A 25,668-nucleotide genomic window follows, 5' to 3' on the forward strand; every position below is an offset into this window, starting at 1 on the left:
CTGCGACTTCCACCCGCGAAACGAGCTCATCCTCTCCTCGAGAAAGGCCTCCGCGGTCGTCTGCTTCAGGATCGAAGTTGGCTCGTCGACCCCGCCTTCGGCGGTAATCCGATCCTCTTCACGCAGATAGGTCCAGTAGGCCTCCACGAACTCCGCCTGAAGCCGCTGGGTCTCCGCCTCCTCCGCAGTGCAGGCGACCGTTCCCAGGGTACAACTGGGTGCCACCGTCAGAGCTGACTCCTCCGCCCCCTCCGGCTCACCCCCACCACATGCGGTCACCAATAACACACCCAACGCAACAACAACACCAGCCACACGCATGACAACCTCGGCAAACTCGGGGGCGAGCACTCCCGCCGATCCTGCCCCACCCCAGGCCCCCAGAACACCCGGCCACCGACCTATCCACACCCAACATTGCGTGAACACACCATGACCAACCCGACCCCGGAACCCCGACCAACCGTCACTTTCGGTGCACCAAAATCCCGAACCCACACGCCCCGAACGACATTTCCCCCAGTCAGAGAAAAATCCACCCCAACCGGGAAAAATCTGCTGCACCGAAAGCGACGGTTTCGCGGTCAAGCCCAGCCGAAAACGCCACCGGGGCCGGTCCGCGCCTCACGCGGACCGGCCCCGGTATGCCGTACCTCCCGGTCGTTTCCCGACCGGGAGGAACCGAGTCAGTTCTCCAGGTAGTGGTCGTACCCGGGGATGGTCAGGAAGGCCGGGTACTCATCGGCCAGCGCCACCTCTTCGAACAACTTGCGGGCGTTGTCGAACTTGTCCCCCTCGGTGCGCGGCAGCTTGGTGAACTCCTCCTCGATCAACTGCTCGATCCAGTCCCGGGTCACCGTCTGCCCCTCGGCGGTCTTCGATCCGCAGTGGATCCACTGCCAGATCTGCGAGCGCGAGATCTCGGCGGTGGCCACGTCCTCCATCAGGTTGTTGATGCCCGCGGCACCGTTGCCCCGCAGCCAAGCCTCGAGGTAGCGGATGCCGACCTCGACGTTGGTCCGCACCCCGGCCTCGGTGATCTGTCCGCCCTCGATCTTCAGGTCGATCAGCGACTTGTCGTCGGGCACGACGTCCTCACGCAACCGGTCGATCTGGTTCGGCTTGTCCCCGAGCACCGCGTCGAACTCCTCGCGGCAGATCGGCACCAGGTCCGGGTGTGCGACCCAGGACCCGTCGAAGCCATCATTGGCCTCGCGCTTCTTGTCCTCGTGCACTGCGGCCAGTGCCTTCTCGGTCACCTGCGGATCGCGCCGGTTCGGGATGAACGCGGCCATGCCACCGATCGCGTGCACGCCCCGCCGGTGACACGCCCGGACCAGCTGCTCGGTGTAGGAGCGCATGAACGGAGTGGTCATCGTGACCTGCTTTCGGTCGGGAAGCACGAACTCCTCCCCGCGCAGCCGGAAATTCTTGATGATCGAGAAGATGTAGTCCCACCGACCCGCGTTCAGGCCACCCATGTGGTCGCGCAGCTCGTAGATGATCTCCTCCAACTGGAACGAGGCGGTGATCGTCTCGATCAGCACGGTCGCCCGGATGGTGCCGGGGATCCCGAACTTCTGCTCGGCGTGGTTGAACAGGTCGTTCCACAGCCGCGCCTCGAGGTAGGACTCGGTCTTCGGCAGGTAGAAGTACGGCCCGCGCCCCACCGACAGCAGGTGCTCGGCGTTGTGGAAGAAGTAGAGCCCGAAATCGACCACGCCGCCGGACATCCGCTCACCGTCCACGGTGATGTGCTTCTCCTCCAGGTGCCACCCCCGCGGCCGCATCACGATCGTCGGGGTCTGCTCGTAGGGCACCTGCAGGCGGTACTCCTTGCCCTCCGGCGAGGTGTACTCGATCTGGTCGCGGTTGGCGTCGTACAGGCTGACCTGGCCGCCGATCACGTTCTGCCAGTTCGGGGTGTTGGCGTCCTCCTGGTCGGCCAGCCACACCTTGGCGCCGGAGTTCAGCGCGTTGATCGTCATCTTCTTGTCGGTCGGACCGGTGATCTCGACGCGACGATCGGCCAGGCCCGGCCCGATCGGGGCGACCCGCCAGGAGTCGTCCTCGCGGATGTGCTTGGTCTCCTCCAGGAAGGTGGGGTTGAAGCCGGCGCCGATCTTGTCGCGCAGTTCCTGCCGCGCCTGCAGCAGTTCGGCGCGGCGGCCGGCGGCGATGTCGTGCAGTTCGACCAGAAAGTCCAGCGCCTCGGGGGTCAGGATCCGCTCCTGGCCCTCGACCGGAGCGCCGTTGATCTCAATGCGGGAGTTCACAATTGGGTCCTTTCGTTGCAACCTCGACAGACGACCGGACCCAAGTCTTCCCTGCTCGCCGACCGGCCGGTCCGCGGGGTAGGACGACCGGGTCGGTCCTGGCGCTGGGGCGCTTCCTGCGCCACTCGCGAACAACAATGCTGGAAAAGGGCGCCGTCGGTGCACGAAACCGAACGAAAGATTTTGAAATCTTCTCTACACTGAAAAGGTGACCGCTCCCGCCTCGGCTCTGCCCGTCCGGCAGACTCCCGCCGCCGATCTTCTCGACAGTTTCTCCGTCGGCCGCCACCTGCGCCAGCTGCGCAAGCAGCACAACCTGACCCTCGCCCAGGTCTCCACCGCCACCGGCATGGCGTCCTCCCAGCTCTCGATGCTGGAGAACGGCAAGCGGGAGGCCAAGGTGTCCCAGTTGCACAAGCTCGCCCAGTTGTACGCCGTGAGCCTCGACACGCTGACCTCCGGCACCCCCGACCGGCGCACCGCGCTGGAGATCGAGCTGGACCGGGCGATGAACTCCCCGCTGGCGCAGCAGCGAAATCTGCCCCAGGTGCGCATCTCCCCGCGGATGTCGACCGAGGTGCTGGAGGCGCTGGTCGGTCTCTACCGCGAGATCGAGCATCAGGCCGATCAGACCGCCGCTACGCCCGAGGAGGCCCGGCGGGCCAATGTCGACCTGCGGGCCGAGATGCGGGCCCGCAACAACTACTTCCCCGAGCTCGAGGCCGAGGCCGGCAAGCTGCTGGCGAAGGTGGACTATCACCAGGGTCCGCTGTCCCAGCACGCGATCGGCGCGATCACCGAACACCTGGGTTTCACCCTGCACCACGTGACCGACCTGCCCCACTCGACCCGGTCGGTGACCGACCTGGACCAGATGCGGATCTACCTGCCGCAGGCGCGCAACTCCGACCACGATCCGCGCACGGTGCTGCTGCAGGCACTGGGCCACTACGTCCTGGGCCACCGGGCGCCGACCAACTACGGCGACTTCCTGCGCCAACGGGTGGAGACCAACTACTTCGCCGCGGCGCTGCAGATGCCGGAATCCTCGACGGTGCTGCACCTGCGCACGGCCAAGAAGAACAAGCAGTTGGCCGTGGAGGACCTGCGGGACTCGTTCGCGGTCTCCTACGAGTCGGCTGCCCACCGGATGACGAACCTGCTCACCCACCACCTGGAACTACCGGTGCACTTCCTGCGGGTGCACGAATCCGGCACGATCTACAAGGCCTACGAGAACGACGGGGTGTGTTTCCCCGCCGATCACACCGGCGCGATCGAGGGGCAGCCGGTGTGCCGGTTCTGGACCGCCCGGCAGGTGTTCGAGGTGGCCGACCAGTTCAACTCCTTCGACTCCTACACCGATACCCCCAGCGGCACCTTCTGGTGCACCGCCCGGGTCGAGCATGCCTCCGGCGGCGATTTCGCGACCAGCCTGGGAGTGCCGTACGTGCACGCCAAGTGGTTCCGCGGCCGGATCACCAAGTACCGCGACACCTCCAGCTGCCCCGATGAGCGGTGCTGCCGCCGCCCGCCGGAGCGGATGGCGCGCCAGTGGGAGAAGCGGGCCTGGCCGAGCGCCCGCGCCCACTCGCACCTGCTCGCCGCGCTGCCGCCGGGTGCCTTCCCCGGGGTGGACGAGATGGCGGTGTACGCCTTCCTCGAGGCGCACGCCGAGGACTGAGCGCTCAGACCGCCGCGGCCAGCACCAGGGCCGTCGCCACCGCCGCGGTGGCCGCCTCGTGTCCCTTGTCCTCCGCCGATCCGGGTAGCCCGGCCCGGTCCCGGGCCTGCTGCTCGTTGTCACAGGTGAGCACCCCGAACCCGACCGGGGTCCCCGAGGTCACCGAGACGTCGGTCAGCCCCATCGTGGCCGCCTGGCAGACGTACTCGAAGTGCGGCGTACCGCCCCGGATCACCACGCCCAGCGCGACCAGTGCGTCGTAGCGTTCGGCGAGCCGACCGCACACCACCGGCAGTTCGAAGGCGCCCGGGACCCGGATCAGGTCCGGGTCGGTGATCCCGGCATCGGCCAGGCCACGCCGGGCGCCGCCGATCAGTCCGTCCATCACCTCGGTGTGCCAGGAGGCGGCGACGATCGCGACCTTCAGGTCGGGGGCAGCGACGTCGAGGGTGGGAGCTCCGTGTCCGGCCATGATTCAGGCGCCTTTCTGGGTGTGTTCGAGGTTGGTGTGGTCCGGATCGACGGGCAGCACCGGGATCCGGTGTCCCATCCGGTCCCGCTTGGTGCCCAGGTAGCGGGCGTTGTGCGGGTTCGATCCGGTCAGTGAGGGGATCACCTCGCTGACCTCGACCCCGAACTCCCGCAGTGCGTTGACCTTGGCGGGATTGTTGGTCAGCAGCTTCACCCGGTCGATGCCGAGGTCGGTCAGGATCGCCGCCGCCGCGCCGTACTCACGCGCATCGATCGGCAGCCCCAGTTCGACCTGGGCGTCCACGGTGTCGAAGCCGCCGTCCTGCAGTTCATAGGCGGCCAGCTTCTGCAGCAGCCCGATCCCCCGACCCTCGTGGCCGCGCAGATAGACCACCGCGCCGCCGTGCTGGGCGACATGGGCCAGGCCGTGGTTCAGTTGCGGACCGCAGTCGCAGCGCATCGACCCGAACACGTCCCCGGTCAGGCATTCCGAATGCAGCCGCACCGCGGGCGGATCCCCGATCAGCCCGAGCGGGGAGATCAACGCCATGTGTTCGGCCCCGGTCCGCAGGTCGCGGTACCCGTGGACGGTGAAGGTGCCCCATTCGGTCGGGAGCCGGGTGGTCGCGGTCCGTTCGATCCGCGGCCGGGGCGCGATGCTGGCGGCCGCGTCGATCGGATCGTGGGTGCGGCGCCACTGGGCCAGTTCCTCGATGGTGATCACCGGCAGGTCGAACTTCTCCCCCAGCCGCAGCACGTCGGGAGTCCGCATCATCGACCCGTCATCGTGGACGAGTTCCCCGATCACCCCGACCGGCTGCATCCCGGCCAACCGGCACAGGTCGACGGTGGCCTCGGTGTGCCCACGGCGGACCAGCACCCCACCGGTACGCGCGCGCAGCGGCACCACATGGCCGGGGCGGCGGAAGTCACCGGGGGTGGCGTCCGGGTCGGCGAGCAGGCGTACGGTCAGCGCCCGGTCGTGGGCACTGATCCCGGTGGTCGTGCCGACCGCCGCGTCGACGGTGATGGTGTACGCGGTGCGCAACAGGTCGGTGGACTGCTCGACCATCAGCGGGAGCTCCAGCCGGTCGGCCCACTCCTCGGGCATCGGCGCACACAGATAGCCCGAGCTGTACCGGATCGCCCAGCCCAGCCATTCGCTGGACAGGCCCTCGCCGGCGAGGATCACATCCCCCTCGTTCTCCCGGTCGGCATCGTCGAGGACCAGCACCGGCTTGCCGACGCGCAGTGCCGCCAGCGCCTCCTCGATCGCGGCAAACTCACTCATCGGTCTTGTCCTCCTCCTGTGACGCCCGATTCAGGCGTTCGACATATTTGGCGATCACATCGACCTCCAGATTCACCCGGTCCCCGGGCCGGCGCCGCCCCAGCGTGGTCAGCGCCAGGGTGGTCGGGATCAGCGAGACGCTGAACGTGTCGTCGGTGACCGCCGACACCGTCAGCGACACCCCGTCCACGGTGATCGAGCCCTTCTCCACCACATAGCGGGCCAGCGCCGGCGGCAGATCGAAGGTCAGCACTTCCCAGCGGTCGCCGGGTTCGCGGGTGAGCAGGACGGCGGTGCCGTCCACGTGCCCCTGCACGATGTGCCCACCGAAGCGGCCGTCGGCGGGCATCGCGCGTTCCAGGTTCACCGGATCGCCCACCGCGAGCGAGCCCAGGCTCGAGCGGTGCAGGGTTTCGGCCATCACGTCCACGCTGAAGCTCTCGGCATCGGAGTCGACCACGGTCAGGCACACGCCGTTGACGCTGATCGAGGCGCCGTGGGTGGCGTCGGAGACCACCAGGGGGCCGCGCAGCCGTAGTACCGCGGAGTCGGTCGCCGGCTCGATCGCGGCGACCTCCCCCAATTCTTCAACGATTCCGGTGAACATGGGCTTCCTCCTGGGCAGATCCGATGGGGTGGGTGGTTGATCCGGGCTGGGCGGGAGCCGACGGGGTCGGCTCCAGGGTCAGGCGCAGATCCGCGCCGATGCGGCGGACGTCGCCGAACTGCAGTCGGGTGATCCCGGTGATCGTGGTGATGCCGAGGTCGCCGATCGCGGTCGCGCCGGCGCCGAGCAGGGCGGGGGCGAGGTAGGCGTAGGTGCGATCGACCAGTCCGGCGCGCCAGAAGGCCGCGGCCAGCCGCGGGCCACCCTCGAGCCAGACCCGGCGGATGTCGCGGCGCTGCAGTTCGGCGAGCACGTCAGCCGGGGATCCGCTCAGCTGCAGGGTTTCGGCGGCGGTGTCGCGGACCCGGGCGTCGGCGGGGATCTCGGTCCGCCCGACGACGACCCGCAGCGGCTGCCGGTCGCGCAGGGTGCCGTCGGGCCAGCGTACGGTCAACTGCGGATCGTCGGCGAGGACGGTTCCGGTGCCGACCAGGATCGCCCCGGCCGTGGCGCGCAGGTCATGGACGTCGGCGCGAGCGGCGGGGCCGGTGATCCATTGCGAGGTGCCGTCGGCGGCCGCGCTGCGCCCGTCCAGAGTGGCGGCGTACTTCCAGATCACCTGGGGCCGGTGCCGGGTGACCGCGAAGCCCCAGGCCTCGTTCAGCGCCTCGGCCGCCGCGGCCAGATCGGGCGCGACCGTCTCCCCGGACGCCACCTCGACCCCGGCGGCGCGCAGGGTGGCCGCCCCGCCGCGGGCACTCGGGTTCGGATCGCTCGCGGCGTGGACGACCCGGACGATGCCGGCGGCCAGCAATGCCTGGGCGCAGGGTCCGGTCCGGCCGGTGTGGTTGCACGGCTCCAGGCTGACGTACGCCGTTCCCCCGGCGGCAGCCGCCCCGGCCGCCCGCAGGGCCTCGACCTCGGCGTGCGGCGTACCCGCACCGTGGTGGAATCCCTCCCCCACGATCGCCCCGGTCGGGTCGGTGATCACCGCCCCCACCCGGGGATTGGGGTCGGCGAGCGGCCCCAGCGCGGCCAGTGTCAGCGCGCGCTGCAGCAGATCCCGGTCCCGGGCCGGCAGTGGCGTCATCCGATCCTCCTCGAACACTTCCGCGGGACACGCAGTCATGCCCCGCCGTACGCAGGGGATCGAGGGAGGAAACACGGGCGTGACCGACGGCATCACGAGGATGCCACCAACACCGAGTGGACCCACCACAATGGGCACCCACCCATTGCGCCGGGGCCTGCCGGCCACGTACGCGCTGCCTCCCATCCGGACTTTCACCGTCGGTCTCGGAATTTCACCGAGTCAGCCGACCACCCGTTGCGGGGTGACCGGTTCGCGGACTATCACCGCCGGTTCGGAATTACACCGACCCCGGAGCACGTGCTACACAGTATGCCTCATTGCGGCGAGTCCTGCCGACCGGTCCGTTCCGGCCACCGAACCGCGGGTCGGTTATGTTCGGGACGCGAACCGACTCGGTTTCTGGGCCGAATCAGGCCTACGCTCGTGTTCATGAGCCGGATCAACGTATTGGGCGAGACCCTCGCCGGAATGGCTGCCGCGGCGCGGTTGGCCAAACTGGGCCATGAGGTCACCCTGATCAGCGACCCCGCTGCCGAAGCGGAGTTGGCATGCACCCCGCCCCTGCCGGAACTGCTGATGCTCCCCGCCGCCTGGCGGGACCTGTTCAAGAAGTCGGGCCGCCCGTTGGAGGCCGAACTGGCCCGGGCCGGGTGGCAGTTGCGCGCGGTGCCCTCCCGCGAGGTGCCGACCAGCCACGGCACCTTCGTCCTGCCGACCGATCGGGGCGAACAGTTCGTCGCGATCCGGGAGGCCTTCGGCACCGAGTACGCCACCTCCTGGCGCGACCTGCTCGACGGCCTGGGCCAGATCTGGCAGGCCCGACGGCTGTCCGGGATGGAGGCCGAACTCCAGCCGGAACACCTTGCGGAGATGAGCAGCACCTGGTGGTGGCACACCACCGTCGCCGAGGTGGCCACCGCCGTCGACCACCGGGTGCTGTCCCCGCTGGTGCTGGCCAGCGCCCAGGACGACGACCCCGAGCACTCCCCGGCCGCCGACACCATGTGGCTGAATGTGGAGCGGACCTTCGGGCTGTGGCAGGTCACCGATTCGGTCGGGATCCCGGTCGGCAACCAGGCGTTGATCACCGCCCTGCGGACCCGGCTGGAGACCCGCGGGGTACGCCGCGCCGACGAGCCGCCGGCCCACGCGGATGCCACGGTGGTGGCGTACGGGGAGATTCCGCGTCGCAAGGGGCTGCTCGGCCGGCGCCGGCCGGTCCCCTGGCATCAGCGCACCGGGCCCCGGTTCGAGGGGCGCTACACCTGCGGGCGGCACACCACAGCCGGGTCGAACGTTACCGGGCAGTTGCTGTCGGCCGCGCTGGCCACCTATGCGGTGCATCTGGACCTGACCGGGGTGAACGTGCACCCCAGCAACCGGGAGCTCAGCATCAGCCGGCTGGGCTGAGCGCGACCGAATCCGAACCGGGGAGCGAAACCGGACTTTCGTCCTCAGCGATTCTGCGGCGTAGACTCAGTTGTCTGTCTCCTGGGAGGACTCCGGTTTGACTTCGCACGATCGCACCCTGGACCGTCCGTCGAGCGACCGCAATGGATCGCCGGACTCCGAGGAACCCCTCGACCATTCCCACGATGCCGTCCTGGCCCGGGAAATTGCGATCGAGCAGCGCCACGTCGATCGGGTGTACGACCGCCTCGGGGACGCCCATCGCTCCGCCGAACAGGTGGCGGCCCAGGGGAAGACCCTGTTCGAGCGCGATCGTGCCGACTTCGTCCGCGAGGAGGACGGGACCGGGCTGTTCGAGCGCGATGTGTTCGCCTTCCAGTCGGCCCGCCGGTTGGCCACGCTGAATGCCGAGCACGAGGGGTTGGTGTTCGGCCGGCTGGATCTGTTGGCCGAGGAGATCCGCTACATCGGCCGGATCGGCGTCCGCGACGAGGACTACGAGCCGCTGGTGATCGACTGGCGCGCCCGCGCCGCCGAGCCCTTCTACCGGGCGACCTCCGCCGAACCGATGGAGGTCATCCGGCGCCGGGTGCTGCGCTCGCGCAGTGACCGGGTGATCGGCATCGAGGACGACCTGATCGACGGCGAGAACGCTCCCGAGGACATGGTGGTGATCGGCGAGGGCGCCCTGATGGCGGCCCTGAGCCGGGCCCGCGGACCCCGGATGCGGGACATCGTGGCCACCATCCAGGCCGAGCAGGACGAAGCGATCCGCGCCCCCTATCACGGGTTCACCATCATCGCCGGCGGCCCGGGCACCGGAAAAACGGTGGTGGCGCTGCACCGCGCGGCGTACCTGCTGTATTCGAACCGGCGGCGCTTCGAGAACGGCGGCGTGCTGGTGGTAGGCCCGTCGCGGGTCTTCATGAACTACATCGAACGGGTGCTGCCCAGCCTGGGCGAGGACTCGGTGACGCTGCGCGCGCTCGGGTCGGTCGCCTCCGATGTCTTCGGGTTCCGCACCGAACGGATCGATTCGGCCGAGGCCCATGCGATCAAGGGGTCGCTGCGGATGCTGCCGCTGCTGCGCCGGTTGATCAACGAACCGGTGCCCACCGGCGACCCCAGCGCCGGCGAGGCCACCGAGCTGCGGCTGCGGCTCACCGTGAAGGGCGAGGTGTTCACCATCGGCGCGGCCCAACTCGAACGCATCCGGACCGAGGTACTGCGCCATCAGAAGGTCAACCAGGCCCGGCCCTCGGCCGAGGCGGCGCTGCTGACCGCGCTGTGGCAGAAGAAGCCGGCCGATCTGGACCTGGAGCGGGCGGAGTTCGAGGAGTACGTCACCGAGTCCCAGGCCTGGCAGGACTTCCTGCCGCAGTGGTGGCCGTCGCTGCGCGCCACCCGGGTGCTGCGTCGGCTGGCCGATCCGGAGTTGGTCCGCCGGGTCGCCGCCGATCAGCTCTCCCCCGAACAGATCCGGATCCTGGCCGATTCGTACGCCGAACACACCGACTGGTCGATCGACGATTCCGCACTGCTGGACGAACTGGCGTACCGGCTGGGCCCGGTCACCGAGGAGACCGAGACCGAGGTTCCGCTGTTCCTGGCCGACGGCACCGACGTCACCGAGGTGGTGACCACGATGGAGCGGGTGCAGGCCCGGGTCACCGAGCGGGAGGAGTACGACGACGACTTCCGCACCTACGCCCACGTCCTGGTCGACGAGGCGCAGGACGTCACGCCGATGGCCTGGCGGATGTTGCGCCGCCGCGGCGCCCAGGCCTCCTGGACCGTGGTCGGCGATCCGGCCCAGAGTTCCTGGCCCGATGCCGCCGAGACCGACCGGGCGATGACCGATCTGGTCGGCAAGGCACCGGTACGCCGGTTCCGGATGAGCACCAACTACCGGTCCCCGGCGGAGGTGTTCAACCTGGCGGCCAAGGTGGTCGTCGAGGCGTACCCGGACGCCGACCTGCCCACCGCGGTCCGCTCGACCGGGGTCGAACCGGCCCTGCTGACCACCACCCCCGCCGATCTCATCGACACGATCATCGAACAGGTCACCGAGCTGGGCGAGGTGGTCGAGGGCAGCATCGGAGTGATCTGCCCGCCCAGCCGGATCGCCGCGGTGACCGCGGCCCTGCTGCCCGCCGCGGCGAACGGATCCGGCGAGGCAGCCGGGGCGAACGGATCCGGCGAGGCAGCCCGGACCGCCGGCTCGCCACTGCCCGCCGAGATCGCCGAACGGCTGGTCGTGATCGGCCCGCTGGAGGCCAAGGGGCTGGAGTATGACGCGGTGCTGGTCGTCTCCCCCGACGAGATCGTGGCCGAGTCGCCCGGCGGGGTCCGCGTCCTCTATGTGGCGCTGACCCGGCCCACCCAGCGGCTGGTCACCCTCGACCTGACCGGGGGCGGACGGTGGCGGCGATCTCTCGGGTCGCGCGGGACCGATTGAGCGTGTAGTAGTGCAGCCCCGGCGCTCCCCCGGCCAGCAGGGCCTGGGAGAGCTCGGTGGCGATGTCCACGCCGACCTTGCGGACGTCCTCGGGGTTGTCGGCGACCGCGTGCAGCCGGTCGGTCACCCGGGCCGGCAGTTCGGCGCCGGACAGGGCCGCGAACCGCTCGATCTGCTTGATGTTGGTGACCGGCTGGATGCCGGGAATGATCGGCAGGTCGCAGCCCAGGGCCCGGACCCGCTCGACCAGGCGGAAGTACGCGTCCGGATCGAAGAACAGCTGGGTGATGGCAAAATCGGCGCCCGCCTCGGCCTTGTCCACCAGGATCCGGGCATCCAGGTCGAAGTCGTAGTGCTCGGGATGGGCATCGGGGAACGCCCCCACCCCGACACAGAAGTTGCCCAGGCTCTTCACCAGCCGGACCAGCTCGGTGGCGTTCTGCAGCCCGTCGGGATGTGCCTGCCACGGCACCGTCGGCCCACCGGGCATATCGCCGCGGACCGCCAGAATGTGCCGGATCCCGGCCTCGGCATAGGACCCCAGGACGTGCCGCAGCTGGCTCACCGGTTGCGACACACAGGTCAGATGGGCCATCGTGCGCAGGCCGGTCTCCCGCTCGATGTCGCGGGTGATCCGGATCGTGCGGTCCCGGTTCGAGCCGTTCGCGCCGTAGGTGACCGACACGAAGTCCGGCCGCAGCCGCTGCAGCTCGCGCAGGGTCTGCCACAGCTGCTGTTCGGCGGCCTCGTCCTTCGGCGGGAAGAACTCGAAGGAGAACAGCGGCTCGCCGCCCTCGGCGAGCAGGTCGGCAATGGTGGCGGTCCGCGAGGCGGTTCGGGGTGCGGGCATGCCGCAAAGATAGGCGACGCCACTGGATCGGGCCCCCTAGGCTCAGGGTATGGTCCAGTTCCTTGATCCCGCCGTTCCCGTCTCGCCCGCGCTCCGAGCGGCCATCGGTGCCCAGATCACCGATTTCCTGGCCCGCCAGCAGCCGGTGCTGGAGGCGATGGGTCCGGAGATGTCGGATCTGGCCGAGCTGGCCGCGGCCTTCACCGCCGGCGGCAAGCGGCTGCGGCCGGCCTTCGCCGTGTGGGGGTACGCCGCGGTCGCCGGGGAGCCCGACGACACCGCCGCCGCGTCACTGCTGCAGGCGGCCGCCAGTCTGGACCTGCTGCACGTCTCGGCGTTGATGCACGACGACGTGATGGACGCCTCCGACACCCGGCGCGGGATGCCCTCGGCGCATCGGCAGTTGGAGGCCCGGCACACCGCGCGCGGCCTGCTCGGCTCGGGGGCCGACTTCGGGCGCGCCGGCGCGATCCTGCTCGGCGACCTGCTGCTGGTCTGGTCGATGGAGATGCTGGACACCGCGGGGCTGAGTGAATCGGCCCGGGCGCGGGTCCATCCGCTGGTGCATGCGGTGCGCACCGAGGTGACCTGTGGGCAGTACCTCGATGTGCTGGCCCAGCACCGGCCCCGCTCCGCGGATGCGGCGGCGGCATTGGCCGAGGTCAACCGGGTGGTGGAGTACAAGACGGCCAAGTACTCCGTGCAGCGCCCGGTCCAGATCGGCGCCGCCCTGGCGGCCGGTTCGGCCGCGCAGCAGGCGGCGCTGGCGGCGTACGGATCACCGCTGGGGCGGGCCTTCCAATTCCGCGACGACCTGCTGGGGGTGTTCGGGGACTCCGCGATCACCGGAAAACCCGCCGGGGACGATCTGCGGGAGGGCAAGCGCACGGTGCTGCTGGCCGAGGCGTACGCCCACCTCGGCACCGCCGCCGCGGCCCGGCTGGATGAGCTGGTCGGCAATCCGGACCTGACCGCCGACGGGGTCGCCGAGGCCCGCACCATCATCGCCGAGTCCGGGGCCGAGCAGCGGGTGGAGGCGCTGATCGCCGAGGCGTTCGACACCGCCGTCGCCGCGCTGGATGCCGCCGAGTTCACCGACCTGGGCCGGGCCGGCCTGATCGGCCTGGCCGAGGCCACCGTACGCCGGGCCCACTGAGCCCGCTCCTCAGCCCGCACCGGCTCAGACCAGCACCGGCTCAGACCAGTACCAGGGCGAACGGTGGGGTGAGCCGGGTGCGTTCGCTGAACAGGTCCAGCACGATCGCCCAGTCCCGGGGCTGGGCGATCGCCAGGTCGGCCCAGCCGGTCCACAGCACCGCGGTCGGTTCGGTGAGGTCGGTCAGCACGTCCCACAGTGCGTCGAGGTTGCGGCCGAAGTAGCTCGGCAGGCTCATCTCCCGGGCCAGGGCGGCCAACAGCCCCGCCTTGTCCGAAGCGGTCACCGCGTACGTGTGCCAGCCGGGGAGATTGTCGGGATCGACACTGCCCCGGTAGATCCCGCCGCGCCCGGCGTACAGGTCGGCGGTGTTGTGGTGCGCCGGGGTGGTCATCGGCGGATCCGGGCGAAGGTGGCGTAGTGGTCGTCGGTCCAGAAGTAGACCTTGTTGTTGTTGCCGGTGACGATGCGGCGCGCCCCGCGGTCGTTCTCGCCCGGGGTCACCACGGTGTACTCCCGGTAGTAGCCGCGCGGCTGGTCGGGCAGGACGCGCTCGAAATTCCCGAAGGTGGCGCCGTCCTTGTCATAGGGATAGGGGCCACCCCGGTCGATCAGGGTCAGCGTGTCCCGGGCCTGGGCAGGCAGGGCGGAGGCATCGATCCAGCGCAGCCCGGTCTCCGGATCGGTCGCCTGCTGCGCACTGCCCTGCTTGCTCTTCTGTTGGTCCGTGCCCGAGCTGCGCGAGGCGGCCGCGGAGGGAGCCGCCCCGGCTGTCTTGGTGGCAGCGCTGTCGGCGTGGGTGGCCGGGTTCGCGGAGCCGGCCCGACCGGAGGTGCCCGACCCCGGCTGGAGCAGCAGGGCCACCACCACCGCGATCGCCACGACCACGGCCGCGGCCCAGGACAGGGTGCGACGCGACAACTTCACCGGCGACCCCCACGCTTGCGCTGCGGGCCCCGGAAGGCCTTGGCCAGATAGTCCTGCATCGCCGGATCCTCGTTCCAGGCGCGGCGCAGCCGGTTCGCCAATCGTTCGGCGGTGGCCTGCGGATCGGTGGACTCGGCCAGAGCGCGGATCACGGCGATCCGCCGGGCCCCGGCGGCCAGCACCTCCTCCAGGTTGTCCTCACTGACTCCGCCGCCGGCGAACCAGGGTCGGGATTCGATGTCCCCGGGTGGGGCCACGGTCGCGGCGTATCGCACCAGGTCCGTCCCGCCGGACGCATCGGGGAAGTCCGGGGTCGGATAGACCGGGCCGACGGTGAGGTAGTCCACGTCGGGATCGGCCAGGGCGGCGTCGATCTGCTTCGGGGTCCGGGCGCCCTGACCGATCAGCCCCCACTGATGCAGGGACGGGCGGGCCTGCTTCGGGGCGATCCCCCCGGGGCGCAGATGCAGCACATCGGCCTGGAACGCCCGGGCCACCGTCGGGGAGTCGTTGACCACCACCAACCCCTCGAACGGGAAGGAGAGTTCCCGCAACTTCTCCAGCGCCGCCAGCTCCTGGCGCTCGGTCAGCCCGGGCTGGCGAATCTGGATGACGTCGACCCCACCGTTCAGGCAGGCAGAGACGAACTCGATGAAGTCGCCCTGGCGTTCCCGCAGATCGGTGCACATATACAGGCGGGCAAGCCGCAGCCGCACATCGAGGCCCATCAGAACAGTCACCCATCCAGCCTACCGAACCGCTGCCGCGCGGGCGTCGATCGACGGGCCCCCGGGCCGGGCCGCCGCGGGCGGATGTGAGCAGTACCGCACCACGGCGGGGTTGCAGAGCATTGCCCAGCCCCAGCGGGATCGGTACCGTGGAACAAAAGGAGCGACGATGCTGATCAAGGTCAACGGAGAAGTCCGCGACATCCCCGAAGGCACCACGGTGGCCGACCTGGTGACCACTATCTCCGACGGGAACTACCGCGTGCTGGTCGACGGGCGGTCACTGGAGCCGCGGGAGTGCGCCAAGCACCTGCTGGACGACGGTTCGATCGTCGAGATTCTGCACTGCCGGCACGACTGACCCTCTCGCCCCAGCCGTCACATCGCCACATCTGTCACACCAGCCTGATCCGTCACACAGGCAAACCGGGCACACGGCGCGTCGGTAACGAGCCGGTTGCGGCCCGCTCCCTAGAATCGACACCAGCCAGCACGGCCTTCCCCTTCTTCCCCGAACCGTGACGGAGCATTCTCGTGACGATGACCAGCGTGAGCGACCCCTTGGTCGGTACCCTCCTCGACGGACGGTACGAGATCCGGGCCCGTGTTGCTCGGGGCGGCATGGCCACCGTCTACCGAGCGATGGATCGCCGATTGACCCGTGAGGTCGCGATCAAGGTGATGCACGAGGGCCTGGGCGACGATCAGGATTTCGCCCGCAAGTTCGACCGCGAGGCGCGCGCGGCGGCCAAGCTGTCCCACCCCAACATCGTCTCGGTGTTCGACCAGGGAGTCGACCTGGGCCGCCCCTACATCGTGATGGAGTATGTGGCCGGGCGTACGCTGCGCAACCTCATCTCCCGCGAGGCACCGCTGGACCCGCTGCGCGCCCTGGAGATCACCGACCAGATCCTGTCGGCCCTGGTGGCCGCGCACGAATCCGGCCTGGTCCACCGTGACGTGAAGCCGGAGAACGTGCTGATCTCCCATCGGGGCCAACTCAAGGTGGCCGACTTCGGCCTGGCCCGGGCGGTCACCGCGCAGTCCTCGACCGCGACCCAGGGCCTGCTGATCGGAACCGTGTCCTACCTGCCGCCGGAGCTGGTCACCACCGGCAAGGCCGACACCCGCAGCGATGTCTACTCCACCGGCATCGTGCTGTTCGAGATGCTGACCGGCTCGAAGCCGCACACCGGGGACACCCCGATCCAGGTCGCGTACGCCCATGTGCACAACGATGTCCCGGCGCCCTCGACGCTGTGCAGCCACGATTGGCGTACCTCCCGCTCGGGCATCCCGCCCTACCTGGACGCCCTGGTCCGGGCCGCGACCCGGCGCGAACGCGATGAGCGACCCGACGATGCGCGGACCATGCTGGGGATGGTCCGCACCGCTCGGGAGGCGCTGTCCTCCGGGGTGATGGACGACCCGTCGCTGACCCTGCAGTTCTCCCAGACCTTCGCCGGGTCCAACGAGCCGACCGCGGTGGTGGCTCCCCCGCCGCCCACCCCGCCGACGCCGCCGACCCCGGTCAGCCCGCACAGCACCGCCCTGCACGCCAGCCGGCGGATCCCCGTGCGGCCCTACTCCTCGCGTTCGCAGTCGGCCTCCAGCCCGGCGATGATGGACGCCTACGACCGCTTCGAGGCCCCCGAACGCGAGGTCGTCTCCGCGATCCCGCTCCCGGTCGCCGCGGAGGACGAGGCCCCGGTCCGGCCGGCGAAGTCCGCCAAGCAGGCCGCGTCCACCAAGCAGGCCGCGTCGGCGAAGTCTGCCGCGTCGAGCGGCGCCCCGCGTACGCTCGCCGCCCGGGTCCGGGGTCTGCTGTCCGGCGCGAACCGCCCGACGTCGACACCGGCCACGCCGGCCCCCGCCGCGGCGAAGGCCCCGGTGGTCACCGCTGGGACAGCCCCGGCGGCCGGGAAGAAGGTCGCCCCGCAGCCCCCGATCCCCGACCCCGTACCGGCCCGGAAGCCGGCCGCCGGCCCGGTCCGGTCCACCGCCCACCCGTCCACCGCACACCAGCGCACCGTGTTCCGGCGTCGCCGCACGCTCCTGATCGGCCTGCTGCTGGTGCTGCTGGCCGTCGGTGGCGGCGTCGGCTACTGGTACGCCGAGGGCCGCTGGACGACCAGCCCGCAGTTCGCGAACCAGCCGGTGGACCAGGCGGTCCGGGCGGCCCAGGCGGCCGATGTGACCGTGACCCAGGAGGACGCGTTCGACGAGACGGTTCCGGCCGGGGCGGTGATCAGCTCAGATCCCGCCGCCGACACCCGCCTGCTGCGTGGCAGCAGCGTGCACCTGGTCGTCTCGCGCGGCCCGGAACGGTTCGCGATGCCCGAGGTGGCCGGTAAGTCCCGCGACGAGGCCCAGCAGGCGTTGGCCGGGGTCAATCTGAAGGTCGGGAAGGTCACCGAGTCCTGGAACGCCGAGGTCCCGGCCGGAAAGGTGGTGGAGGCCTCGGCCGCCCCCGGGGACCAGTTGAAGCGGGACACCGCGATCGACCTGACCGTCTCCAAGGGCCCCCAGCCGATCAAGATCGAGGACTGGACCGGCCGCTCCACCACCGACGCGAAGGCGGCGCTGGAGAAGGCCGGATTCACCGTGAAGGTGACCAGTGAGTACTCGAACACCCCGCAGGGCAATGTGGCGCGCCAGGATCCGAAGAACGGTGCCGGGATGCGCGGCGGCACGATCACCCTGGTGGACTCCAAGGGTCCGCTGATGGTGAAGGTGCCCGAGGTGAAGGCGATGAGTGCTCAGGACGCCCGCGGGGTGCTGGAGAAGGCCGGCTTCAAGGTGGAGACCACCAAGGCGCCGAACTACGTAGGGTTGGAGGCGGTCTCGGAGACCAACCCCGCCGGCGGCACCGAGGTGGCCCAGGGGTCCACGATCACCCTCAGCCTCGTCTGAACCGGTCCCGTCCGAACCAACCTCGTTCGAACCGGCCGGGTGCGGCCCCCGGGTGGCCGCGCAGCCGGCCACGGGCCAAGATGGACCCATGACTTCCCATGACTTCATCATTCCCGGGGACCTCGCCCGCTCCGCTCGGGCCCTGACCCAGGTGTCCTATGCCATGGTGGCCGAGGCCGCGGATCTTTCGGCGCAGCGGCTGCGGGCGTACGAGCAGGGTGACGGGACCCTGGATGCCGAGGAGAACCTCCGGCTGCGGCGGGCGCTGGAGGAGTTCGGGGCCCTGTTCGTCGCCGAGGACGAGCGGGCCGGCTACGGCGTACGCAAGAAGTGGTCGGAGAGCACCACCCAGCGGGTGGAGACCTGGGAGGGCGAGGGCGGCCTGGCCGGCGACGACGACATCTGACCCGACCGCGCCCATCCGACCGCACCCGACCGGAAACATCAAGACGCACCGTCGCGGGAAACCGCACGCGGCCAGAACCCCGAGGGGTCCCGGCCGCGTGGCGCTGCCAGGGGCGGACGGTCGGCCGGCTCAGAGCTCGGCCGGCACGGACGCCTGGACCCCAGTGCTCCGCGCAGTCCCGGTCCCCAATCACGGAAGCGGGCATGGCGTTGCGCGGGTCTTCCACCACTTCGCGGGTGCTCGTGCCGGCCCGCTGGTCCGCATCCGGCCCGCGGCCCCTGCAGGACCCGCCCGGCCGAACCCGGCCCGCGTACGCAAACTGCCCCCGCACACCGAACCCGCCGAACGCCCACCGGGATCCACCTCGCCGGCGCAGGCACCTGGCCCCGCGCGGGCGCTCCCCCGGTTCGCAGGCGCTCCCCCGGTTCGCGGGTGCTCGTGCCGGTCCCGGCCGCGTGGCGCTACCAGGGCGAACGGTCGGCCGGCTCAGAGTTCGGCCGGCACGAACGCCTGGACCGGGTTGTGCCGGTTGATCCGGCCGTCGGTCAGCCGCTCGGCGACGGTGAAGGCCAGCTCCAGCGACTGATCGCGGTTCAGCCGCGGGTCGCAGACGGTCTCGTAGCGGGACTCCAGATCCTGCTCGATCAGCCCCCCGGACCCACCGACACACTCGGTGACGTCGTCCCCGGTGAGTTCGATGTGGACGCCGCCGGGCCAGGTGCCCAGATCGTCGTGCACGTCGAACCACCCGTTGACCTCCTCGACCACGTCGCTGAAGGATCGGGTCTTGTAGCCGTTCTTGGCGGTGAAGGTGTTGCCGTGCATCGGGTCGCACACCCAGACCACCTTGCGGCCGGTCTGCTCGACGGCCTCGATCACCGGCGGCAGCGCCTCGCGCACCTTGCCCGCCCCCATCCGGGTGATCAGCGTCAGCCGGCCGGGTTCCTGCTCCGGGTCGATCTTCTCGACCAGGCCGAGCACGTCCTCGGGGGTCACCTTCGGGCCGAGCTTGATGCCGACCGGGTTGCGGACGCTGCTCAGCAGTTCCACGTGGGCGCCGTTGAGGTCGCGGGTCCGCTCCCCGATCCAGACCAGGTGGCCGGAGGTGTCGTAGGGCTGCTGGGTCCGCGAATCGATCCGGGTCATCGCGTGCTCGTAGTCGAGCAGCAACGCCTCGTGGGAGGCGAAGAAGTCGACGGTCTTCATCTGATCGCCGTCGATCCCGCAGGCCACCATGAAGCGCAGCGCCTGATCGATCTCGTCGGCCAGCTTCTCGAAGCGGGCCATCGCCCCACCGGCGACGAAGTTACGGTTCCAGTTGTGCACCCGGCGCAGATCGGCGAAGCCACCGGTCATGAACGCCCGGGTCAGGTTCAGCGTGGCCGCCGAGGCGTTGTAGACATCCAGCAGGCGCTCCGGATCGGGCACCCGCGCCGCGGCGGTGAAGTCGAACCCGTTGACCGCGTCGCCGCGGTAACTGGGCAGGCTGACCCCGTTGCGGGTCTCGGTGTCGCTGGAGCGCGGCTTGGCGTACTGCCCGGCGATCCGCCCCACCTTGACCACCGGCACCTGCGCGGCATAGGTGAGCACCACCGACATGGCCAGCAGCACGGTGAGCTTGTTCTTCACGTTCTCCGCGGTCACGCCGTCGAAGGTCTCGGCGCAGTCGCCGCCCTGCAACAGGAACGCCTCGCCGGCGGCAACCTTGGCCAGCTTCTCGCGCAGGTCGTCGCATTCGCCGGCAAACACCAGCGGCGGCCGCGAACGCAGCCGCTCGACGACCTGGTCGACCTTGCCCTGGTCGGGATAGCTGGGCTGCTGCTTCAGCGGGAGCGTACGCAGATGTTCGAGTGTCGGGAAAGTCACGGGGAAAGGGTAGCCCGGGCCCGGGAATTCTGCCGCATATTGTGTCAGCCCCGGACAGTGGGGGTCTGCCCGGTCAGTCCTGGTGGCGATGGTGGGTCAGTCCTGGTGGCGGTGGTGGGTCAGTCCTGGTGGTATCCCTGCTCGACCGCGTACAGCGCCAGCTCGACGCGATTGTGCAGTTCGAGTTTGCGCAGCACGTTCTGGACATGGTTCTGCACGGTGCGGTGGGACACGAACAGGCGCTCGGCGATCTCCCGGTACGCCAGCCCCTTGGCCACATAGCGCAGGACCTCGATCTCCCGCTTGGTCAGCGTCGGGCCGGTGTCGTTGTGGGCCTGGGCGGTGCTGACCATCCGGCGGAACTCGCCGAGGACCATCCCGGCCAGGCTGGGGGTGAACACGGCCTCCCCGAGCGCGGTCTGGCGGACCCCTTCGACCAGTTCCTCCGGGGCGGCCGACTTGAGCAGGTAGCCGCGGGCGCCGGCCTTCACCGCCCGGAGCACGTCGGTGCGTTCCCCGGAGGCCGAGATGACCAGGATCCGCATCTGCGGAAATTCCTTCATCAGCAACTCGGTACAGGTGGCGCCGTCGGGGGCCGGGATCTGCAGATCCATCACCACCACCTCGGGCCGGGCCGCCCGGGCCCGGGCCATGCATTCCTCACCGCTGCGCGCCACCGCCACGATCTCGAAACCGTCGTCCTCCAGGTCTCCCCCGAGGGCCTCCAGCCACATCGGATGATCGTCGACCAGCATGACCCGGCGGGGCATGTCGGGCTGGTGTGTCACGGCAGTACCTCCAGCGGAACGCGGAATTCCCATTCGACTCCCCGGCCGGGGGCCGTATGCAATGTTGCCACGCCCCCGAGGTCGCGGATCCGGCCGTAGATCGAGTGCTTCATCCCGAGCCGGCCGTTGCGCATGGCGTCCTCGAAGGCGCGCGGGTCGCCCCCGACGCCGTTGTCGCGGATGGAGACCAGTACGTCGTTGTCCTCGGTCTCCAGCAGCACCCAGGCGCGCGCCTGCGGCCCTGCGTGTTTGGCGACGTTGGTGAGCGCCTCGGTGATCGCGGCGTCCAGTTCCCGGGCCCGCGCCCCCTCCAACAGGATCGGGTCGGCCGGGGTGGACACGGTGACCCGGCCCGAGGCGTGCCGATCCAGGATCGAGGAGAAGTTCCGATGGGTCATGTCGGTGCGCTGGGCGCGCTCGGGATCGATGTCGAAGTCCTGCAGCAGCGAGCGCAACTGGTGTTCGGCCTGCAGCGCCTGCTCCCCCAGCAGCGCCCCGCGCGGGCCGAGGCTGCGACCGTCGCGGGCGACCATCGCCAGCACCTGCAGGACGCCGTCGTGCACGATCCGGTTCAGCCGCTGCCGCTCCGACATGGCCGCGGCGGCGAGTTGGAAGCGTTCCCGCTCGCCGGTGCTCTGATGCATCTGATCCACCATCCAGCCGATCCCGGTAGTCACCACGATCATCGTCAGCGGCATCCCCCAGGTGACCGGATCCGCGCCCGGCCGGAGCGCGAACACCACGATCGCCAGAATCGTCGAGGACAGCGCACCGCCCCGACAGCCGTACGCCGCGGCGAGCAGCAGCGGGGAGGTGAGCAGCCAGAATCCGGTCACCGGCAGGTACGCCGCCGGCTCCGGTACCGGGTCCAGGGCCGGCAGTGAGAGGAGGGTGAGTCCGGCGGTGAGGACCAGGTCGGCCCACAGCGCCGGCCGCGGGCAGGGCCGGCGCCGGCGCAGCAGCAGGTGCACCACCACGGTGAGCGCGATCATCGCGGCCAGCACGACCAGCACCAGTGCCGGCATCCGGGCCTGGGGCAGCCGGACCAGGTTGGCCGCCACGGTGATCGCGAGCAGGGCGTACCGGACCATCACCAGGACCCGGAACTGGGGTCGCTGCAGATCCTCGGTCAACGGCACCGAGGTGGCCGCGCCGGCTCCCGCCGGCGCCGGGACCGCGTTCAGCATCGGCTGTCCCGGACCCACCTCACGGCTCCGCGGTGGTGATCGCCGGGGGCCGGCCCGCGTTGCCCGGCCGGTCCTGGACCCGGGCGCGGAGCTGCTCGGGGGTGAAGTTGCCCGCCTTGACGCTGGAGGAATACGCGTCCACGTACTCCTGACCGGTCAGATCCTGGATCGCGGCCATGATCTCGTCGGTGACCCAGCGCAGTACCTGCCGGTCCTCGACCTGGTCGGCGTACGCGGAGAAGTCCAACGGCCGCCCGATCCGGACCCCGGGACGATCCAGATAGGGAATGACCCCGAACAGCTTCTTCACCCGGGTGGTCCCCACCGTCCCCACCGGGATCACCGGGACGCCGTGGTGCAGGGCGAGCCGGGCCGCTCCGGTGCGGCCCTTGTACAGCCGCCCGTCGGGCGAGCGTGTCCCCTCGGGGTAGATGCCCAGCAGGTGGCCGTCGCGCAGCACCTGGGCGGTCTCGTTCAGCGATTCCTCGCTGGCCCGGCCCCCGGTGCGATCCATCGGCACCTGACCGATCGCCCGCAGGAACCAGCCGACCACGCGGCCCAGGAAGCTCTTCTGGTGGAACAATTCCGCCTTGGCGGGGAAGGTGACCCGGCGGCGGGACATCAGGGGCAGCACGATCGTGTCCACATAGGCGAGATGGTTGCTCGCCAGGATCGCGCCTCCGGAGGACGGGATGTTCTCCGGATTCTCGATCCAGGGGCGGCAGACGCTGCGCAGTACGGGCACGAAGAGTGCGAACTTGAAAAACCAGTAATACACCGACACCTCCTGAGTCGAACCAAACCCTAGTTCACCGGGCCCGTTCCCGCGTCCTCGCGCGACCGAGCGGACCCTCGGCGGCAGTGGGCACCCGGCCCGGCGGTTGCGCTGACGGCCTAGGATTGGCATGTGCCGTACACCGACAGTTCCGCACCCGAGGCCGCCGGAGCCAAACCCGGCTTTGCCGAACACACTCGTGCCTTCGAGGGTGGGTCCGGTGAACTCGGCGTGCTGTTGTGCCATGGCTTCACCGGATCGCCGGGGTCCCTGCGGCCCTGGGCCGAGCATCTGGTCGAGGCCGGCTTTCGGGTCCGGTTGCCGCTGCTGCCCGGCCACGGCACCACCTGGGAACAGCTCAACGAAACCAGCTGGACCGACTGGTACGCCACCGTCGAGACGGCGTTCCGGCTGTTGCGGCAGGAATGTCGCGCGGTATTCATCGGCGGGCTGTCGATGGGCGGCTCGCTCGCGCTGCGGCTGGCCGAACGCTACGGCGACGACGTGGCCGCGCTGGCGCTGGTCAATCCCGCGGTCTCCTCGGCCAACCCCGCTCTCAAGGCGCTCCCGGTGCTGCGCCGCTTCGTCCCGTCGGTCAAGGGCATCACCAACGACATCGCCCGCGGCGGCGACGAATGGGGCTACGACCGCACGCCGCTGCAGGCGCTGTCCTCGATGACCGAACTGTGGCGCAACGTCCGCCAGAATCTGGACCGGGTCGATCAGCCCCTGCTGCTGTTCCGCTCGGCCACCGACCATGTGGTCGACCCCGGGTCCGCCAAGACGATCCTGGCCGGGATCAACAGCCACGACGTGACGGTCCGCACCCTGGAGCGCAGCTACCACGTGGCGACCCTGGATTACGACGCCCCGGCCATCTTCGCGGAGTCGGTCCGCTTCTTCCGGGCCCACGACCCGCGTCGCGCGGAGGCCGATCATGGCTGAACATCGCGAACGGCGTCCCGAGGACTACGAGCGGGACTTCGCCGACCTGGTCTCCGGCCTCGAGCTCGACGAGGTCAGCAGCTACCCGACCGGCTCGGCCGCGCCGCCCTCGGAGACCGCCGGTTTCACCGCCGGGGAACCGGAGGATCTGCGCCCGGCGCATCGGCGTACCCGGCACCCCCAGCGGGACTGGTTCAACCTCGAGGAGGCGGTCGAGCGGACCGACAGCAGCGAGCCCGAGCGCTCGGAGTGGACGCCGGAGCCGCTGCCCGAGCTGAATCGACCCGCCCTGCCTTCGGTGGTCGGCTGGCTGTGTTTCGCGTTCAGCCTGGGGGCCGTTCTGGTCACGCTGTTCGGCGTACGCCTGCCCGGCTGGATGGGCATCGCGGCCGTGCTCGCGTTCGTGGCCTCGATCGCCATTCTGATCTGGCGGCTGCCCAACAAGCCCGATTCTGACGGGAACGGCGCGGTCGTCTGACCCCACCGGGTCGGACGCCCCCGGCCCCCGACACAGCAGTAACACGACACTGCAAGTGAACGACAACGCAGCGAACGACAACGCCCGGCCGGGTGATTCCCGGCCGGGCGTTGTCGTTCAGTTCTGTTCGTGGCCTCAGCCGACGCGGCGCGCCCCCATGTAGGGCATCGAGTCGAGCGGCGCGTAGCCGAGCGGCTTGCTCGGGTTGGACGCGTGGAAGATCATCCCGTCCCCGACGTAGATGCCGACGTGGCTGATCCCGGAGTAGTAGAACACCAGGTCGCCCGGCTGCAGGTCGGACTTCGCGACCGGCGTACCGACCCCGTACTGCGCCTGGGACGTACGCGGCAGCGAGACGCCGGCGGCCTTCCAGGCAGCACCGGTGAGCCCGGAGCAGTCGTAGGAGCCGGGGCCGGTGGCGCCGAAGGAGTAGGGCTTGCCATTCTGGGCGATGGCGAACGCGACCGCGGTGGCGGCCCGGCCCGAGGCACCGGCCGGGGCCGGAGCGGCGGCGGCAGCCTCGGTGGGCTGCGCGGCCGACTTCGACGGGCTGGCCGACTTGCTGGCACTGGCCGAGGGGGACGCCGACTTGCTGGCACTGGCACTGGCAGACGGCGAGGCCGACTTGCTGGCACTGGCCGACGGCGAGGCGCTCGGGCTCTGCGTGGTTGCAGCGGCGCTGGCGGCCTCGGCCCGGCGGGCGGCAGCGGCCTGTTCCTCTTCCTGGAGCTTCTTCAGCCGGTCCCGTTCCTCGGCCGACAGCTTGTCGAGCACCTGCTGAGCGTCGGCGAGGTTCTTCGCCGACTCCGCCTGGAGGCGCTTCACCTCGGCGGTGGAGTCGTTGATGGTGGTGACATCGGCGGCCGCCCCACGCTTCAGATCGTTCAGGTTCGCCTGCTCGGTCTGGTAGTTCTGCAGCAGCGCGTTCTGGTTCTGGTTGACCTGCTGAACCGTGGAGTACTGGGTCAGGAAGTTCTGCGAATCGTTGCGGGAGACCAGTTGCAGGGCCGGCGCGGAATCGCGGGTCTGGTACTGGGTCAGCGCCACCCGGCTCGCGCCCTGGCGCAGCTGCTCGACCTTGGCCTCCTGGGACTTCACATCACCCTCGCGGGTGGTCAGCCGCTTCTGCGCGCCGTCGAGCCGGAGCTGGGCGTCCAGCGCCTTCTGCTCCACCGCGGCCGACTCCATCGAGAGGCGCTCCACCTCGGACTTGGCCTTCTCGACCGCCTGCGGATCGGCATGTGCCGTACCCGGCAGTCCGGTCACCGCGACGACGACGACACCGGCGGCCAACAGGCCTCGGCACACGTTCAGGGCAGTCCGGCGAACAGCCACGCTGTCTCCTTCGTAGAACGGGGA

General features: G+C 70.1%; 24 protein-coding genes and 1 riboswitch. Of the genes, 9 read left to right on the forward strand and 15 right to left on the reverse strand.

Going from position 1 to position 25,668, the window contains the following annotated elements; genetic code table 11:
• A partial coding sequence (locus G531_RS21105) for a hypothetical protein (protein WP_035758144.1) occupies positions 1–351 on the reverse strand: 351 nt, incomplete at its 3' end.
• 335 nt (positions 352–686) lie between these two features.
• Complete coding sequence (gene aceB / locus G531_RS0107130; RefSeq protein ID WP_026926710.1) at positions 687–2,276, reverse strand: malate synthase A; 1,590 nt, start codon at positions 2,274–2,276, stop codon at positions 687–689.
• A gap of 208 nt (positions 2,277–2,484) precedes the next feature.
• Here aceB and G531_RS0107135 point away from each other — a divergent pair, with 208 nt between their 5' ends.
• Positions 2,485–3,960 carry an XRE family transcriptional regulator gene (locus G531_RS0107135; protein WP_026926711.1) on the forward strand — a complete coding sequence of 492 codons (1,476 nt, stop codon included), beginning with the start codon at positions 2,485–2,487 and terminating at the stop codon, positions 3,958–3,960.
• Positions 3,961–3,964: 4 nt separating this feature from the next.
• On the opposite strand, the gene ribH is transcribed toward G531_RS0107135, so the two are convergent.
• Genes ribH through ribD form a run of 4 tightly spaced genes read right to left on the reverse strand, consistent with a single transcriptional unit; the run spans position 3,965 to position 7,410 of the window.
• Positions 3,965–4,432 carry a 6,7-dimethyl-8-ribityllumazine synthase gene (gene ribH / locus G531_RS0107140; protein ID WP_026926712.1) on the reverse strand — a complete coding sequence of 156 codons (468 nt, stop codon included), beginning with the start codon at positions 4,430–4,432 and terminating at the stop codon, positions 3,965–3,967.
• A 3-nt stretch (positions 4,433–4,435) separates the two neighbouring features.
• Complete coding sequence (gene ribB / locus G531_RS21110) at positions 4,436–5,722, reverse strand: 3,4-dihydroxy-2-butanone-4-phosphate synthase (RefSeq protein ID WP_051215188.1); 1,287 nt, start codon at positions 5,720–5,722, stop codon at positions 4,436–4,438.
• Entirely contained in the window at positions 5,715–6,329 is a 615-nt protein-coding gene (locus G531_RS0107150) for a riboflavin synthase (RefSeq protein ID WP_026926713.1), read from the reverse strand. Before G531_RS0107150 ends, ribB begins: the two co-directional genes overlap by 8 nt.
• Entirely contained in the window at positions 6,310–7,410 is a 1,101-nt protein-coding gene (ribD, locus tag G531_RS21115; RefSeq protein ID WP_373277318.1) for a bifunctional diaminohydroxyphosphoribosylaminopyrimidine deaminase/5-amino-6-(5-phosphoribosylamino)uracil reductase RibD, read from the reverse strand. Before ribD ends, G531_RS0107150 begins: the two co-directional genes overlap by 20 nt.
• A 177-nt stretch (positions 7,411–7,587) precedes the next feature.
• Positions 7,588–7,723: riboswitch (FMN riboswitch) on the reverse strand.
• Between the two features lie 128 nt (positions 7,724–7,851).
• Here ribD and G531_RS24440 point away from each other — a divergent pair.
• Positions 7,852–8,832, forward strand: a complete 981-nt coding sequence (locus tag G531_RS24440) for a hypothetical protein (protein WP_145978761.1) — start codon at positions 7,852–7,854, stop codon at positions 8,830–8,832.
• A gap of 97 nt (positions 8,833–8,929) precedes the next feature.
• Positions 8,930–11,290: a HelD family protein gene (locus G531_RS21125; RefSeq protein ID WP_245630528.1), complete on the forward strand. Its 2,361-nt coding sequence runs from the start codon at positions 8,930–8,932 to the stop codon at positions 11,288–11,290.
• Here G531_RS21125 and metF read toward each other — a convergent pair.
• A complete protein-coding gene (gene metF, locus G531_RS0107170) occupies positions 11,226–12,140 on the reverse strand; it encodes a methylenetetrahydrofolate reductase [NAD(P)H] (protein WP_026926715.1) in 915 nt (304 codons plus the stop codon). The two genes, G531_RS21125 and metF, sit on opposite strands and share 65 nt — an antisense overlap.
• Positions 12,141–12,189: 49 nt before the next feature.
• Between metF and G531_RS0107175 the strand changes: the two genes are divergently transcribed.
• Positions 12,190–13,296, forward strand: coding sequence for a polyprenyl synthetase family protein (locus tag G531_RS0107175; protein ID WP_026926716.1), 1,107 nt, complete (start codon positions 12,190–12,192; stop codon positions 13,294–13,296).
• 40 nt (positions 13,297–13,336) lie between these two features.
• Here the strand turns inward: G531_RS0107175 and G531_RS26900 are convergent, their stop codons facing one another.
• From G531_RS26900 to G531_RS0107190, 3 genes are read right to left on the reverse strand one after another with little or no spacing between them, the layout of a single operon-like run.
• Positions 13,337–13,690, reverse strand: coding sequence for a barstar family protein (locus G531_RS26900; RefSeq protein WP_051215190.1), 354 nt, complete (start codon positions 13,688–13,690; stop codon positions 13,337–13,339).
• Positions 13,687–14,223, reverse strand: a complete 537-nt coding sequence (locus G531_RS26680) for a guanyl-specific ribonuclease (protein WP_245630527.1) — start codon at positions 14,221–14,223, stop codon at positions 13,687–13,689. The genes G531_RS26900 and G531_RS26680 overlap by 4 nt, the downstream gene beginning before the upstream one ends.
• The gene (locus tag G531_RS0107190; RefSeq protein WP_026926718.1) at positions 14,220–14,963 is read right to left on the reverse strand and encodes a thiamine phosphate synthase; all 744 of its coding nucleotides are present in this window, start codon (positions 14,961–14,963) and stop codon (positions 14,220–14,222) included. Before G531_RS0107190 ends, G531_RS26680 begins: the two co-directional genes overlap by 4 nt.
• A gap of 157 nt (positions 14,964–15,120) precedes the next feature.
• On the opposite strand from G531_RS0107190, the gene thiS reads away from it, so the two are divergent.
• The 3 genes from thiS to G531_RS0107205 all read left to right on the forward strand — a co-directional run bounded on the left by thiS (position 15,121) and on the right by G531_RS0107205 (position 18,270).
• Entirely contained in the window at positions 15,121–15,312 is a 192-nt protein-coding gene (thiS, locus tag G531_RS0107195; RefSeq protein ID WP_026926719.1) for a sulfur carrier protein ThiS, read from the forward strand.
• 179 nt (positions 15,313–15,491) lie between these two features.
• Positions 15,492–17,864: a Stk1 family PASTA domain-containing Ser/Thr kinase gene (locus tag G531_RS24445; protein WP_060930026.1), complete on the forward strand. Its 2,373-nt coding sequence runs from the start codon at positions 15,492–15,494 to the stop codon at positions 17,862–17,864.
• A gap of 88 nt (positions 17,865–17,952) precedes the next feature.
• Positions 17,953–18,270 (forward strand): hypothetical protein, encoded by a 318-nt coding sequence (locus tag G531_RS0107205; protein WP_026926720.1) that lies wholly within the window; start codon positions 17,953–17,955, stop codon positions 18,268–18,270.
• 486 nt (positions 18,271–18,756) lie between these two features.
• Here G531_RS0107205 and G531_RS0107210 read toward each other — a convergent pair whose 3' ends face one another.
• From G531_RS0107210 to G531_RS0107225, 4 genes are all read right to left on the reverse strand, one after another.
• Positions 18,757–20,136: a class II 3-deoxy-7-phosphoheptulonate synthase gene (locus G531_RS0107210; protein ID WP_026926721.1), complete on the reverse strand. Its 1,380-nt coding sequence runs from the start codon at positions 20,134–20,136 to the stop codon at positions 18,757–18,759.
• Positions 20,137–20,255: 119 nt separating this feature from the next.
• Positions 20,256–20,924: a response regulator gene (locus tag G531_RS0107215; protein ID WP_026926722.1), complete on the reverse strand. Its 669-nt coding sequence runs from the start codon at positions 20,922–20,924 to the stop codon at positions 20,256–20,258.
• Positions 20,921–22,129, reverse strand: a complete 1,209-nt coding sequence (locus G531_RS24450; RefSeq protein WP_051215192.1) for a sensor histidine kinase — start codon at positions 22,127–22,129, stop codon at positions 20,921–20,923. The genes G531_RS0107215 and G531_RS24450 overlap by 4 nt, the downstream gene beginning before the upstream one ends.
• 1 nt (position 22,130) lies before the next feature.
• Positions 22,131–22,889, reverse strand: coding sequence for a lysophospholipid acyltransferase family protein (locus G531_RS0107225; protein ID WP_026926723.1), 759 nt, complete (start codon positions 22,887–22,889; stop codon positions 22,131–22,133).
• A 129-nt stretch (positions 22,890–23,018) separates the two neighbouring features.
• Between G531_RS0107225 and G531_RS0107230 the strand changes: the two genes are divergently transcribed.
• Positions 23,019–23,831 (forward strand): alpha/beta hydrolase, encoded by an 813-nt coding sequence (locus G531_RS0107230; protein ID WP_026926724.1) that lies wholly within the window; start codon positions 23,019–23,021, stop codon positions 23,829–23,831.
• Positions 23,824–24,309, forward strand: coding sequence for a hypothetical protein (locus tag G531_RS0107235; protein WP_026926725.1), 486 nt, complete (start codon positions 23,824–23,826; stop codon positions 24,307–24,309). Before G531_RS0107230 ends, G531_RS0107235 begins: the two co-directional genes overlap by 8 nt.
• 135 nt (positions 24,310–24,444) lie before the next feature.
• Here the strand turns inward: G531_RS0107235 and G531_RS0107240 are convergent, their stop codons facing one another.
• Positions 24,445–25,644, reverse strand: a complete 1,200-nt coding sequence (locus G531_RS0107240; RefSeq protein WP_145978759.1) for a C40 family peptidase — start codon at positions 25,642–25,644, stop codon at positions 24,445–24,447.
• Positions 25,645–25,668 lie beyond the last annotated feature (24 nt).

The organism is Granulicoccus phenolivorans DSM 17626 = NBRC 107789 = JCM 15570, assembly GCF_000423085.1.
Taxonomy (GTDB): domain Bacteria; phylum Actinomycetota; class Actinomycetes; order Propionibacteriales; family Propionibacteriaceae; genus Granulicoccus; species Granulicoccus phenolivorans.